This window comes from Caballeronia novacaledonica (assembly GCF_900258035.1).
Classification (GTDB): Bacteria; Pseudomonadota; Gammaproteobacteria; order Burkholderiales; family Burkholderiaceae; genus Caballeronia; species Caballeronia novacaledonica.
The window spans coordinates 1-14,477 of record NZ_OGTP01000007.1 but is presented as its reverse complement, the minus strand read 5'-3'; the positions used below and the strand labels follow the sequence as shown (position 1 = coordinate 14,477).

Sequence of the window (14,477 nt, the reverse complement as noted above, 5' to 3'; positions counted from 1 at the left end):
TTATCGCGTTCCGCTAAACTCCGAGATGTGTGTACTCGTGACCCGATTGGCGTCGGGAAGCGGAACGGGCGATATGCAATTAAGCCCGATATTCAAAAGCCTTCGGTTGGCGCCGAAGGCTTTTGTCTTTCTACAGCTTGCTCGTCACATAGCGGCCTCGCCGTTGATGTTATTGCAAGTCGTTGATTTCTAAGGGGGTTCTGCTAGGCTCAACCGACTTGAATCGAATCGACTTATTAAGTTGTTGATTTCAAAAGAAAACCTACTAGAACCTTAGTCCTCTTCCGACTCACTCAGCGTTCTATTGATGAAGTCGGCTATTCGTTGTCCCCACTGCGCCGCATCGGTCGCATCCTTTTCAAAGAAACGAACGCCGACCACGCCATTTCTCGTGGAAACCTCGCAAACCTTTCTGCGTCCTGATCGAACGACTGTGGCACTGGGAGCAGCGACGCGCGGCTTTTCCGTTGCGAGCGCGACAGCCTTGTCTTGAGTGAAATTTTCGTCGTCGATCAGGCGGCGAATTGCCTCCACCACCTTGTCCGCCTTGCCCGCTTCAGTCAGTGCCGCGAGCTTCTGCGCTGCGTTGCTTCCCAGTCGCTCGGGCTTTTCAGCGAGCGCAAGCTTGGCCGCTTCCGGTAACGCGTCGAATGAAAAAATTCGCGTGACGTGGCTCTTGCTCAATCCTGCGCTCTCGGAAATCTCGGCGCGTGAAAGTCCGCTCAATTCCTGCAATCGCTTGAAGTTCCAGTACTTCTCGAAATCCGTCAGCGACGGCGAAAGCAGGTTCGAAAAGAACGCCGCAAACTCGATCTCGCCTTCCTCGATCGACGCAACGTTCGCGCGAATCGTCGAGCGTCCGAGCTCTTTATACGCGGCGACGCGATTGTGTCCCGCGACGATTTCATAGCGACTGTCCGGCAACGCGCGCACCAAAATTGGCGTGGCAAGCGCGTGCTGGGCAAGATTGTTTTTCAGTTCCTGAAACTGCTCGGCGGTGAGCTTTCGCCGCCGCCCATTCACTTCAACGAGCGCGTCGAGCGGAACTTCGAGCGCGGCTCGCTCCTCGAGTTGCGACTCGAGTTCCTTGATCCGCGCCTGCGCGGTGTTGATGCGATGCTGAGCATCCATCAACCGCCCGGGCGATGTGCGCGGCTCCGTATTGACTGGACGTGATTGCGCCGCGTCCGTCGGCTTGCTGCCGATGTTCGCTGTCTTGGCGAGGAGTCTGTCCCCGATGCCCATTTATTCCTCCGTCTGATTCCACGCGCGAACGAATTGCGCGTCGAGATGCTCGGCGAGTCGGTCGAGCGGCTCTTTGAATCGGTTGTATGCGGCCGTGCTGCCGTCTGGCTTCGACAGGTCGTAGACCGTCGACAGTTGCGCCGATGCGCCCTTCGGTACGGTCGATTCCGGAATCTCGAAGGGCAGCACACGATCGCCGTAGGCCTTCTGAAGCCAGCCGCGCACAACGCGCGATACATCGTCCGACTTCGCCTTTGTCATGATTACGTTCACGAAATCGAAGCGCTTTTGCTCGAGCACGCCAGGCAACTTCTTCGCGATATCGGCGAAAAGGTGCCAGAACTGTGTCGAGCTCGCGAAGTCGAGCGCTTCGGGCGGGCAGGGCAGCAAGATCGCGTCCGACGCGAGCAACGCGTTGATCGTCAGATAACTGAGCGCCGGTGGCGTGTCGATGACGATTGCGTCGTACTCGTTCGCCAGCGGCATCAAGCCTTTGCGAACGATTTCCCAGAATTCGAACGTGCTATCGTTCAGAACCTTGGCGGGAATCTCGAATTCGGCGTCAAAGAGTGACGACGACGCCGGGATCAGATCCAGGTTGTGCCAGTACGTTTCCTGCACGGCATAGTGCAGCGTCTCACGATCGCCGTACACCAGCGGAAGAAGGGTCTGATCGTCCGAAATCTCGGCGTCGGGTGCCCATCCGCACAACTGCGTCGTTGTGCCTTGCGGATCGCAGTCGATGACCAGCACCCTGCGCCCGAGCAGCGTCAAGGCTTGCGCGGCCGACACGGCGGTCGTCGTTTTGGCGACGCCGCCCTTGAAGTTCGCGACGGTCACGATTCGACCGCGCTTGCCTTCCGGCCGGCGCGCGCGCTCCTTCGTCGCGCGAATCCAGGTCAGCGCCTCTTCGAGCGTGAACTCCTTGCTGCGGCCCGCGCCCTTCGATGTCCCCGCGGGCAGACCGCCCTTGGTGGTCAGGTACTGAAACCGCTGCTTGTCGACGCCGCACAAAGACGCGACCTGCGCGCTCGTAAACGTCGGCGCGCTCTTTCGCGGATACGGCTCCAACATCGCGTCGCGGATCTGATTGAGAATGTCAGTGGCTTGGGCGGCCACTCCCAAGAGCGTTTCGATCGAAACGGATTGATCGACTTCGGGAAGCCGAGCGCTTAGCATGGAATTCGCAGTCACTGGCGGGCCTGGGTAAGCAAATAATTCTTCGGTTGGTGGAAAACGAGCTGCAAACCGAAGAATAAACGGCGAACCGGTAAACCTCAAGTAAACTCTGAAGTACTTGAGTGCCTGCACCGGGCATTTTTACAACGCCGCCCGCCTGTGTAAACGCGAAATTAGGATGGATCCGAAGATTTCAGCGCCATCGATGCGCTGCGAATCAGCTTTTCGACGCCGAGGAAACGACTCGTATCCTCGTTTCTGAGATAAAGCGCGGTCGTGGAGAGGTCGGCGTGCCCGAGGCCGGCGCTGATTTCGCGCAGTTCGGCGCCGTGGGCGAGGGCGTGTGTCGAATGGGTGTGGCGCAGCCAGTGCGTGCTGGCGCGCTTCAAATGCAGGCCGCTTCCGGACGCCCGCGACTCCATGAACGCCGCGGCATCCGAGAAAATGCTCTTGAAAATCTTCCCGATGCCGTCGGCCGTCAGAATGCGCCCGCCGCGCGCCTGAGCGATGATCGGCGTGCCTTCCGCGCAATCCAGGGGACTTTGCAGGCCGCGCATGGCGAGATTTTCCGTTATCGCCTCGATCACGACCGGCGGCAAAAGCACCGTGCGTGGCGCGCCGCGACCCTGATCGACGGAAAGACGCCAGACCGCGCCGTCAACGCCCGGCAGCCGCCCCACGCTGAGCGCGTCCGTCGTGGCGGCCGCAAGTTCGGCGCGACGCAGGCCGGTCGCGTAGGCGAGAAGCAGCGCCAATCTGTCGCGGTGCTCCGAAAAGGAATACTCGGCACGCTCGACCGACTGCAGCACGCACGTCCACTGCGCCAGGTCGAGCGTGCGCACGGCCGATTCGAATACGGGCGGCGTCGCGACGCGAGCGAACCCGGCAAGCGGATTGACCGCCAGATAACCCTCGCCGACGAGCCATTCGCAAAACGCGCTCAATATTGAGCGCGCCGTTTCGCGGCTGCGGTCCGAAAGCGGGCCGGCGAAAGGGCGCCAGCCGGCGAAACATCGCTCGCCCCGTTGCGCGGCGATCCATCGAACGGCTGGTTGCGGATCCGCCAAGAACGTGTCGATGTATTCGCCGCATTCGCCGCCATCCAGCGACGACAATGGTTTGCCCTTTTCCACCAAAGCCCACAGCAGCAAGCGCTCGGCTTCGCGCCGATACGCACGCCGCGTGTGTACGCTGCCCGATCGGGCGTCGAGCCAGGCAAAAATCGCGCGAATATCGGTGTCGAACGGCGCGCCTGTGCTCGCGCGATTCGTGCCTTTCGATCCGTCGAGCGCCGCCGGAACACGCAGCGCCTCGATCGGCGCAATCGCGACCGCGTCGTGTTCCGTGGGTTGCGTGGACGCCACATCGTCCATTTGCCACTGCCGGCGCGGAACGAGCGCGACCGGTGAAAGCGTGTGCCGAAGCGCCTGAGCATGAAGCTGAAGCCAGTCGACCACCCGTTGCGCGCCTTTCGGACCGAGCCGTGGCACCGCCGTGTACCAGCGATGCCGTCGGCGTTCGATGAGCTCGATCACATCCGCGAGGGTCGCGAGCCCGGCCGCCGTGAGCCGCGCCGTGACTGCGGGCTCGAACCAGCCGTCGACAGGATGATCCGGACTCGGATCCTGCGCGAGCGATGCCTCCATGCGCGCGAGCGCATCCGCCTGCCGGCGCCGCAACCGCGCGTTTCGCGCGGCGCGCCGGTCCAGGGCAGGGGAGGCGTCCGGCGGATAGGCTTCCTCGTACAGCGCAAGCAACTCGGATTCGCCGTAAACGCCGTCCGGATCGATCTTCTCCCGGAACGCCTCCAGCGTGGCGGCCGCAGCGGCGGGCTGCGGCTCGAACAGCGGAATACTTCCCGGACGAAGCCGCAGCAAGTGCGCGGCTTCCGTATCCTGCGCGCGCCGGGCGAGAACGGAGAGCGTGTCGCGCAGGGCGGTGATCAGCCGTCGCGTGGTGCGGACGTCGGTGCTGGCATCGCCGTACGATGCGTGCAACTGCGTCTCCGACACGCCATCGAGATAACCGCGATACAGCGCGAAGTGCTGGCGCGTGAGCCGGCTCGGCGCGCGCAAGTGACCGTTGTCCACCGTGCCTTGCATCGAACTCCGTCCGGAGCGTGCCGTATTGCCAGCCATTTCTGCTTTCTTTTCAGTCAGTTGGCGCGAGGTTATCAACCAGTTCTGAATTTGACAAGGAAAATCGCCACATCTGATAAGTCGAATTATCAGCATCAGGACTCAATGCGCGACATTCCGGTCCGGCGCGCTTGAATGTTCATCCGGCGCGGCGCATATTTTCAAGACATCCACCGCCGATATGCGCAGGAGAAACGAGCCGATGCTTGATCCTGTCCGTCCCACCCCGAAACCGCCCGAGCAGGACGACGCGTTCCGCCCGAGTCTGCCGGAGGTGTACGCGACAGTTCACGTTCCGGCCGGCGGCAAATGGATTCGCCGCTTCCTCGCGTTCGCCGGTCCGGGCTACATGATCTCCGTCGGCTACATGGACCCGGGCAACTGGGCGACCGACATCGCCGGCGGGTCGCGCTTCGGTTACACGCTGCTGACGGTCATCCTCCTGTCGAATCTGATGGCGATTCTGCTGCAGGCGCTCGCGGTCCGCCTGGGCGTCGCGACCGGACGCGATCTCGCGCAAGCGTGTCGCGATCACTATTCGAAGCCGGTGAACTTCATGCTGTGGTTGGCGTGCGAGGCGGCGATCGTCGCGTGCGATCTGGCCGAAGTGATCGGCACCGCCATCGCGCTGCAACTGCTCTTCGGCATTCCGCTGATCGCGGGCGCATTGCTGACCGCGCTCGATGCCTTTCTTTTGCTGCTGCTGATCAACAAAGGCTTTCGCCTGCTGGAAGCGTTCGTCATCGCGCTGCTGGTCGTGATCGCGAGTTGCTTCGCGTTGCAGATCGCCGCCGCCGCGCCGCCACTCGCCGATGTCCTGCGCGGTTTCATTCCTTCGCCGCGCATCGTCGCGGATCGCGAAATGCTCTACGTGGCGATCGGCATCATCGGCGCGACGGTCATGCCGCACAACCTTTATCTGCATTCGTCGATCGTGCAGACGCGTGCATATGGCAAGTCGGTCCGGGCCCGGCGCGCCGCGATCCGCTGGGCGACCGTCGACAGCACCATCGCGCTGACGCTCGCGCTTTTCATCAACGCCGCGATTCTGATCGTCGCCGCCGCCGTGTTTCACGCGAGCGGCCACGAGGAGGTCGCGGAAATCGGCGACGCGTTTCACTTGCTGTCGCCATTGCTTGGACTGGGCATCGCATCGACGCTCTTCGCGGTCGCACTGCTCGCGTCGGGCCTGAACTCGACCGTCACCGCGACACTCGCCGGCCAGATCGTGATGGAAGGGTTCCTGCGCTTGCGCATCCCGAACTGGGCGCGGCGTCTCATCACGCGCGCGATCGCTATCGTTCCCGTGATCGTCGTCACGGCGATCTACGGCGAAAAGGGCACGGGCCAGTTGCTCGTGCTCAGTCAGGTGATTCTGTCGATGCAATTGCCGTTCGCCGTGATTCCACTGGTGCGTTTCGTGTCGGACCGGCGCAAGATGGGCGTCTTCGCCGTTTCGCGCTGGACGAGCGGGCTGGCGTGGCTGATCGCGAGCGTGATCGTCGTGCTCAACGTCAAGCTGCTTGCCGACACGTTGCTCCCGTAGCCGCGAAGCGCGCGCGGGCAAACACGCTCTATATATAAGGAGACACGGACAATGAGCGGCGCGTTCATCGACATCACCCTGCGCGACGGCACGACCATTCCCGCCTACATGGCGCAGCCCGCGAAGGGTTCGGGACCGGGCATCGTGCTGTTGCACGACACGGCGGGTCTCGACGACTTCGTTCGCCACACGGCCGATCTCTACGCCGAAGAAGGTTACGTCGTGCTTGCGCCGCAACTTCCCGAGCATGATGCGCGGCCCGGCGGCATCGCGGCCGAAAACTTCGCGGCGCTCGTCGATAGCCTTCGCGCGTTGCCGCGCCATGCGGGCAAGGTCGGCGTCGTCGGATTCGGGCGCGGCGGGCGATTCGCGACTCGCATCGCCGCGCAGGCCGACGTCGATTGCGCCGCCTGCTACTACGCCGACGACTTCGCCGCCTGCCTCGCCGATATCCCGACGATCCGCTGCCCGATGGTCTTCCACTTCGCCGAACACGGCGCGCACGATTCGCGCGAAGTCGAGGCCGCGCTTGCGGGCCGGCCGCACATCGAGCGATACGTGTATCCGGGCACATCGGCGGGCTTCGTCGTTTCCGGCAGCGAACGCTACGACAAACCGGCCGCGCTGATGGCCTATTCGCGCACGCTGTCGATGCTGCGCAAGGTGCTCGGCCCGCTCTTCGATCTGAATCTGCTGTGGGAGCAGCACTGCTATTTCGAATTCGGCACGCGCGACGTCGACGCCGTCATGCCGACGATGGTCGCCGAACCCTACGTGAACCACGTTCCGACGATGACCGGCGGCGTCGGTCACGATCAATTGAAGCGTTTCTATAAGTATCACTTCGTCCACTCGAATCCGGCCGACACGAAACTGATACCGGTGTCGCGCACGATCGGCGCGGACCGTGTCGTCGACGAGTTCGTGTTCTGTGCGACGCACGATCGCGAAATCGACTGGCTGCTGCCCGGACTCGCGCCGACGGGAAAATACTTCGAAGTCCCGATGCTCGCCGTGATCCGCTTTCGCGGCGACAAGCTATACAACGAACACATCTATTGGGATCAGGCTTCGGTGCTGGTGCAGATCGGCGCGCTCGATCCGCGAGGCCTGCCCGTCGCGGGACGGCAGACCGCGGAAAAGCTCATCGACGAGACGCTGCCGAGCAATCAGTTGATGCCCAACTGGGCGTCGAGCGAGGGCAAGCCTGTGTGACTTGCGGCGCGGCGCACCATCGTGCGCGCTTTGCGTAAGCCATCGCGTGCACTACCCTGTCCATAGCATTGCAGGCGGAAACCGGCGACGCGCGCATCGATGCAACGATGCAACGATGCGCTGGACTGCTGAGTAAATCGAAAACGTCCGCGAGGTCGGAGAACTCATGCGTCGCTCGTCGATTCCAGTTCGATCGAGGCCGCGCGCGCACGCGATCTCGCTTGCGCTCGGTGTCTCGTATATCTTTCGCGCGCTGCCCGTGCTCGGCGCATGTGACAACAACGCCCCGCAGTCCGGCGAGACGGTCACATGCGATACGCGCCCGCCGAATCCGTCCACTTTGCCGATCATCGCGGTGCCGGGCAGCGTCAACGTCACGATCAATGTGCTGCCCGGAACGGAAATCGACGTTATCGACAACAACGTGGTTTTGGTTCGCGACGCCAGCATCGTTACGAATGCCGGCACGCTGCGCGTGAGCGGCAACGATTTCGACGGCATGAGTTCCCAAGGCTCCGCGTCCGGACACAACACGCTCGTGAACCGGGGCGCCGTGTTCACCGCCGGCGCCAGTTCGGAAGCGATGTTGAACCGCGGAGCGGCCGTCATGATGCGCAACGAAACCGGCGGCACGCTCACGACGACCGGAGCGAACGCCGCGGCCATGAACGACTTCGCGAGTCCGGGCGGCGGCACGTTGATCAACAACGGCTCGCTCGTCACGAGCGGTTCGGGGTCGGTCGGCATGGGCGCGAACACCGGCGGCGACACGGTCATCAACAATGGCTCGATCACGACGACCGGCGCGTCGGCCCACGCGATGTTCGCCGACGGCGGCATCGTAGGCGGCGTCGGCCAGAACGTGCTGACGAACAACGGCACGATCGACGTGTCGGGCCTCAACGCACACGGCATTGTTTCGCTCGACGCCACGACCGGCGCGATCAGCAACACGGGATCGATCGTCGCGCATGGCGCGGGCGGATTGGGCATGTTCGTCGCCAGCCGCGCCGCGATCACGAACACGACGGGCGGGAACATCGTGAGCCAGAGCGCGAGCGGCATCATCGCGAACGGCGGCGGCACGCTCGACAACGCCGGGACGATTCAGGGCGCGACGGGCGTGACGGTCGCGGGCGGCGCCGAAACGATCACCAATAGCGGCACGATTCTCGGCACGAGCGGCGAGGGCATCGTTGCGAGCGGCAAGATCAGTGTCTCGGTCACCAACACGGGCGCGATTTCAGGAGGCGCGGGCGTCGCGGTGCGCACCGACACCGGCAACGACACGTTCAACATGAACGGAGGCACGGTCACGGGTCAGATTCGCCAGGGCGACGGCATCGACGCCTTCACGATGACGGCGGGCCAGGTCGATTCGCTCGATCAGGGCGATGGGCGCGACACCTTCACGATGTCGGGCGGGCGCATCGTCGGCGCGATCGTCAGTGGCGATGTCGTGCGCATCACGAACGGGCGCATCGGCAACGTGGACTTGAATGTGGGCGCGAACATCTACGAGATGTCGGGCGGTCAGATCGACGGCAATGTGACTTCCGCTCAGAGCGACGACACGTTCAATCTGTCGGGCGGAACGATTGGCGGGCGTGTGAATCTCGGCAGCGGCAACAACGCGCTGACGATCACGGGCGGATCGATCGGGCAGGGCGTCGCGACGACGTTCGGCGCCGACACGCTCACGTGGAGCGGCGGCACGATCGCGGGGCCGGTTTCGCTGGGCGCGGGCAACGACTCCGCCGTGATCCGGAATCTGAACGCGGGCGCGCTTGCTCCGACGACCGCTTTCGATGGCGGTCCCGGCGTGGACTCGCTCACGTTCGACAACGTGCAGACCAACGGGCTCGCGCGTTTCTCCAATTGGGAGACGGTGAACGCGTCGAACGGCACGCAGCTTACATTCGACGCGAATGGACTCACGCTCGGCGATGCCGCGACCGGCGCGGGCACGCTCAACCTCGACGCGACGAGCACGATCTTCGCGGGCGGCATCGGACGCACGTCGATACAGCCGGCGATCGCCGGGCAGCTCGTCGCGCTGAACAACGCGGGCACGATCGATCTGACCAATGGCGGCCCGGGCACGAGCGACGCGTTCGTCGTGAGCGGCAACTACACCGGCAACGACGGGCGGCTTCTCGTGCAGAGCACGTTGGGCGCGGACGCTTCGCCGAGCGACAGACTCGTGATCGCGCAAGGCGCGGGCACGGGAACGACATCGATCGGCGTGACGAACGTCGGTGGTGCGGGCGCGCTGACGACGGGCGACGGCATTCTCGTCGTGCAATCGACGAACGGCGCGGCGACGTCGGCGGGCGCGTTCACGCTCGCGCATCCGGCGGAGGCGGGCGCTTACGCGTACTACCTCTTCAAAGGCGGCGTCAGCGGGGGAACGGCGGACAACTGGTATCTGCGTTCGAGCGTACCGCCTGCGCCCGCGCCTGCCCCGGCTCCGCCGACGAATCCGCCAACCAATCCACCGACGAACCCGCCAACGAATCCGCCAACGAATCCGCCAACGAACCCGCCAACCCCGCCCGTGCCCGCGCCAACGCCGATGGCCGCCGCCGGCACGCCGCCGCTTCCACCGCCACCGCCGGCCGGCTCGGCGCCGACTCCGCTCTATCGCATGGAAGTGCCCGTCTATGCCGAACTGCCGCCAATGGCGCGCGAGCTGACGGTTCAGCAAATCGGCACGTTCCACGAGCGACAGGGCGAGCAAGCGCTGTTGACGGAAGATGGCATGCTCCCCGCAGCGTGGGCGCGCGTCTGGGGTGGACATGCGACGCAGCACAACAGCGGCGCGGCCGATCCCGAATTCAGCGGCGGCATCGGCGGGGTGCAGATCGGCCACGACATCTACGCCGACACGACGCCGGGCGGCCATCGCAATCACTACGGCTTCCTGCTCGGCTTCGCGCGCGCGAGCGGCGATGTCAACGGCTTCGCGCTCGGCTTTCCGAACGCCGACGCCGGCCATCTGTCGCTCAACGCGTATAGCGCGGGGCTCTACTGGACGCACATCGGCCCGGGCGGCTGGTACACGGACGCCGTGCTGCTCGGGAGTTCGCTCACGGCCGAGCCGCAATCGAACCGCGGCGTCGGCGCCTCGACGCACGGCAGCGCGTTCGCCGCATCGTTCGAAGCGGGCCTGCCGGTTCCGCTTTCCGCCGCGCTCGCGATCGAACCGCAAGCGCAACTCATCTGGCAACACGCAAGCCTGAACGACATCGACGACGGCATCTCGACCGTGTCCTTCCACGAGGCGAACGGTTTCATCGGCAGACTCGGCGTGCGGCTTTATGGCCACGTCGATGCAGCGGGCACGACGCTCGAGCCGTATCTGCGCGCGAATCTGTGGCGCTATTTCGGCGCGACCGACACGGCGACCTTCGCGGGCTCGACCGTCATCCCGACGAGCGTCTCCGCGACGACCGTGCAATTCGGCGCGGGCATCGTCGCGAAAGTGAGCGCGCGCGGCAGTCTGTTCGCGAACGTCGCCTATTCGACCAACGTCGGTGGCTCGAATCGCAGTTCGATTGGCGGAGGGTTGGGCGTGCGCTGGAAGTGGTAAGCCGGTCATACTAGGGTCACGCTAAAAAAACCATCTGGAGACGAGCATGACCGACGTGGCCGGCGCGCACTCCGCGCCCCAATGCCCCTTCCGTGAAGAATCGCGCGCGCCGAACGGCTGTCCCGTGAGCGCGCGCGCAGCCGAGTTCGATCCTTTCGGCGACGGCTATCAACAAGACCCGCCCGAATACGTGCGCTGGGCGCGCGAACAGGAGCCGGTGTTCTTCAGCCCGAAGCTCGGTTACTGGGTCGTCACGCGCTACGACGACATCAAGGCGATCTTTCGCGACAACCTCACGTTCAGTCCGTCGATCGCTCTGGAGAAGATCACGCCGACCGGTCCCGAAGCGAACGCGGTGCTCGCGTCTTACGGCTTCGCGCTCAACCGCACGCTCGTCAACGAGGACGAGCCCGCGCACATGCCGCGCCGCCGCGCGTTGATGGACCCGTTCACGCCCGAAGCGCTCGCGCATCACGAACCGATGGTGCGCGCGCTCGCACGCGAGTACGTCGATCGCTTCATCGACGACGGACGCGCCGATCTCGTCGATCAGATGCTCTGGGAAGTGCCGCTCACCGTCGCGCTGCATTTTCTCGGCGTGCCCGAAGAGGACATGGACACGCTGCGCCGCTACTCGATCGCGCACACGGTGAACACGTGGGGGCGGCCCAAGCCCGAAGAACAGGTCGAAGTCGCGCACGCCGTCGGCAAGTTCTGGCAATTCGCGGGCAAGGTGCTCGACAAGATGCGCGAAGACCCGTCCGGTCCCGGCTGGATGCAATACGGCATCCGCAAGCAAAAGGAATTGCCCGGAGTCGTCACCGACTCGTATCTGCATTCGATGATGATGGCGGGCATCGTCGCCGCGCACGAGACGACCGCGAACGCGACCGCGAATGCGTTGAAGCTCCTGCTGCAGCATCCGCAGGCCTGGCGCGACATCTGCGAAGACCCGGGCCTGATTCCGAACGCGGTCGAGGAGTGCTTGCGTCATAACGGATCGGTCGCGGCGTGGCGGCGGCTCGCGACGAAGGACGTGAAGATCGGCGGCATCGACATTCCCGCGGGATCGAAGCTGTTGATCGTCACGTCGTCGGCGAATCACGATCAACATCAGTTCGCCGATGCCGATCTCTTCGACATCCGCCGCGAAAACGCCAGCGATCAGTTGACGTTCGGCTACGGCGCGCATCAGTGCATGGGCAAGAACCTCGCGCGCATGGAGATGCAGGTCTTCCTCGACGAGCTCACGCGCCGCATGCCGCACATGCGGCTCGCCGAGCAGCGTTTCACCTACGTGCCGAACACGTCGTTTCGCGGGCCGGAGCATCTTTATGTCGAATGGGACCCGGCGATGAATCCCGAGCGCGCGAATCCGGCCGTGCGCGAGCCGCGCGCGGTGGTGCGGATCGGCGAGCCGTCGTCGCATGCGGTGAGCCGCGCGGTGATCGTCGATTCGGTGCGGCCTTGCGCGGATCGCGTCGTGCGCGTGCGGCTCGTATCGGCGGACGGCCGCGATCTGCCGCGCTGGACGGCGGGCTCGCATATCGATGTCGTCTGCGGCGAAACCGGGCTGTCGCGCCAGTATTCGCTGTGCGGCGATCCGGGCGACACCGGCGCATTCGAAATCGCCGTGCTGCGCGAGACGGAAAGCCGCGGCGGTTCGGCGTGGGTTCACGAGAACGTGAAACGCGGCGCGCAATGGCGCATCCGCGGCCCGCGCAATCATTTCCGTCTCGACGAGCGCGCGAAAAAACTCGTGCTGATCGCGGGCGGCATCGGCATCACGCCGATCAGCGCGATGGCGCGGCGCGCGCGCACGCTCGGCCTCGACTACGAGGTGCATTACAGCGGACGCTCGCGCACGTCGATGGCCTTGCTCGACGAGATGCGCGCGCTGCACGGCGATCGCCTGCGCGAGTACGTGTCGGACGAAGGCACGCGCAACGATTTTGCGACGCTCGCGGTGAACGAAGACACGCTCGTCTACGCATGCGGCCCGGCGCGCATGCTCGATGCGCTCGGCGAGGCGAGCGCAACCTGGCCCGAAGATGCGCTCAAGATCGAGCATTTCGAATCGAAGCTCGGCACGCTCGACCCGGAGCACGAGCGCGCGTTCGAGGTCGAATTGAAGGATTCGGGTCTCGTGCTGACCGTCCCGGCCGATCAGACGCTGCTCACCACGCTCAGACGGGCGAACGTCGATGTGCAGAGCGACTGCGAAGAAGGTCTGTGCGGGTCGTGTGAAGTGCGGGTGCTCGGCGGCGAGATCGATCATCGCGACGTGGTGCTGACGAAAGGCGAACGGCAATCGAACGACCGGATGATGGCGTGCTGCTCGCGCGCGAAGGGCGGAAAAATCGTTTTAGCGCTTTGACGATGCGTGAGGCTTCGAGCGGATTTCGCTATCCGCCGAAGCCGATATTCCCGCTGATGGACGGCAATATGTCGCGGCAATGAGCAATCGATTAACGGCTGATATTTTCATGACGCCGTCATATATCAGCGTTAGAGAGCTGGATTTCCTTTCTGATAAAGACGAGTTTGTTATACGCAGTAGTTAATTCGTTTATGAGAAATAAACCGGCGCGAATGCTTTAGCATCGACGACAGGCGGCACGTTAAAGCGTCGGTCCACTGCACTACGTATTTACCCGAGAGCGGCAATTCATCATACAACCTGCGCAATTTTCGTTGTCATATAGGATGATTATTGAACGCGCGTTCGAGCGATGTTGCTAAAAACCGTACATCAGGTCGGTAATTGTTCAACCGGTTTAGGGTTTATACCTATCAATATGAAATTTTTTACTCATATTTTCCGTTTAGAATTATTACTAATTTGGTGCGTCGCACAAGCGCCCAAAACCGGATAACTTCCAACCTGCCCGCTGCAAGACTGCGCGAAAGTTCGCGCGGATGAATCGCGCTCGCGCGATTTACGGCGGCAAGGTGAAAGAGAAGGCCGGTGCTGAACCTGAGAGATTTTATTAGAGGCCCATTTAAATGGGCCATGCAACAGGCTGCACGTTTGCCGCATCCCGTTCGGGATTTTTTCTGCGGAGCGAACCTTGTCTCACGGGCGAGGTCATTCCGTAGTCGGCGCGACGCCTTTTGAAGTCGCTCGCTCATGCATCGGTCGGTCGGACATTGCTCCGCACGCGACGCTGCGCATCAATCTGCCCGAGTTCTTCGCATCGAACTCACCCGTCCATTCGAACTGGACGCTTTTCCGCGTGGTGTGGATTTCACGCGCGCGGAAATTCCGCTCACGTTTCGCTGTTTGATGAGGATAGAAAATGACTGACGTAGTGATCGTATCGGCCGCGCGTACGGCGGTAGGCAAGTTCGGCGGCTCGCTCGCGAAGATCGCGGCGGCGGAACTGGGCGCGACGGTAATCAAAGCCGTGCTGGAGCGCGCGGGCGTGAAGCCGGATCAGGTGAGCGAAGTGATTCTGGGCCAGGTGCTGGCGGCGGGTTCGGGCCAGAACCCGGCGCGCCAGTCGCTCATCAAGGCCGGCTTGCCCGACATGGTGCCCGGCATGACGATCAACAAGGTCTG

Annotated in this window: 8 protein-coding genes; 5 read left to right on the top strand and 3 right to left on the bottom strand. The window is 63.5% G+C overall.

Annotated features, from left to right (window positions below; translation table 11 throughout):
- Positions 1 to 273 precede the first annotated feature (273 nt).
- The 3 genes from NOV72_RS12350 to NOV72_RS12340 form a co-directional block, all read right to left on the bottom strand.
- Entirely contained in the window at positions 274 to 1,245 is a 972-nt protein-coding gene (locus NOV72_RS12350) for a ParB/RepB/Spo0J family partition protein (protein WP_106854887.1), read from the bottom strand.
- The gene (locus tag NOV72_RS12345; RefSeq protein ID WP_106854886.1) at positions 1,246 to 2,424 is read right to left on the bottom strand and encodes a ParA family protein; all 1,179 of its coding nucleotides are present in this window, start codon (positions 2,422 to 2,424) and stop codon (positions 1,246 to 1,248) included.
- Positions 2,425 to 2,597: 173 nt separating this feature from the next.
- Positions 2,598 to 4,526, bottom strand: coding sequence for a site-specific integrase (locus NOV72_RS12340; protein ID WP_106854885.1), 1,929 nt, complete (start codon positions 4,524 to 4,526; stop codon positions 2,598 to 2,600).
- A 238-nt stretch (positions 4,527 to 4,764) separates the two neighbouring features.
- Between NOV72_RS12340 and NOV72_RS12335 the strand changes: the two genes are divergently transcribed.
- The 5 genes from NOV72_RS12335 to NOV72_RS12315 all read left to right on the top strand — a co-directional run.
- On the top strand, positions 4,765 to 6,108 hold the full coding sequence (locus tag NOV72_RS12335; RefSeq protein ID WP_106854884.1) for an Nramp family divalent metal transporter: 1,344 nt from the start codon (positions 4,765 to 4,767) through the stop codon (positions 6,106 to 6,108).
- A 51-nt stretch (positions 6,109 to 6,159) separates the two neighbouring features.
- A complete protein-coding gene (locus tag NOV72_RS12330) occupies positions 6,160 to 7,323 on the top strand; it encodes a dienelactone hydrolase family protein (RefSeq protein WP_106854883.1) in 1,164 nt (387 codons plus the stop codon).
- Between the two features lie 166 nt (positions 7,324 to 7,489).
- Positions 7,490 to 10,915 (top strand): autotransporter outer membrane beta-barrel domain-containing protein, encoded by a 3,426-nt coding sequence (locus tag NOV72_RS12325; protein WP_106854882.1) that lies wholly within the window; start codon positions 7,490 to 7,492, stop codon positions 10,913 to 10,915.
- A 46-nt stretch (positions 10,916 to 10,961) separates the two neighbouring features.
- Positions 10,962 to 13,292, top strand: coding sequence for a cytochrome P450/oxidoreductase (locus tag NOV72_RS12320; RefSeq protein ID WP_106854881.1), 2,331 nt, complete (start codon positions 10,962 to 10,964; stop codon positions 13,290 to 13,292).
- A 922-nt stretch (positions 13,293 to 14,214) separates the two neighbouring features.
- The coding region (locus NOV72_RS12315) for a thiolase family protein (RefSeq protein ID WP_483862439.1) at positions 14,215 to 14,477 on the top strand (263 nt) is incomplete at its 3' end.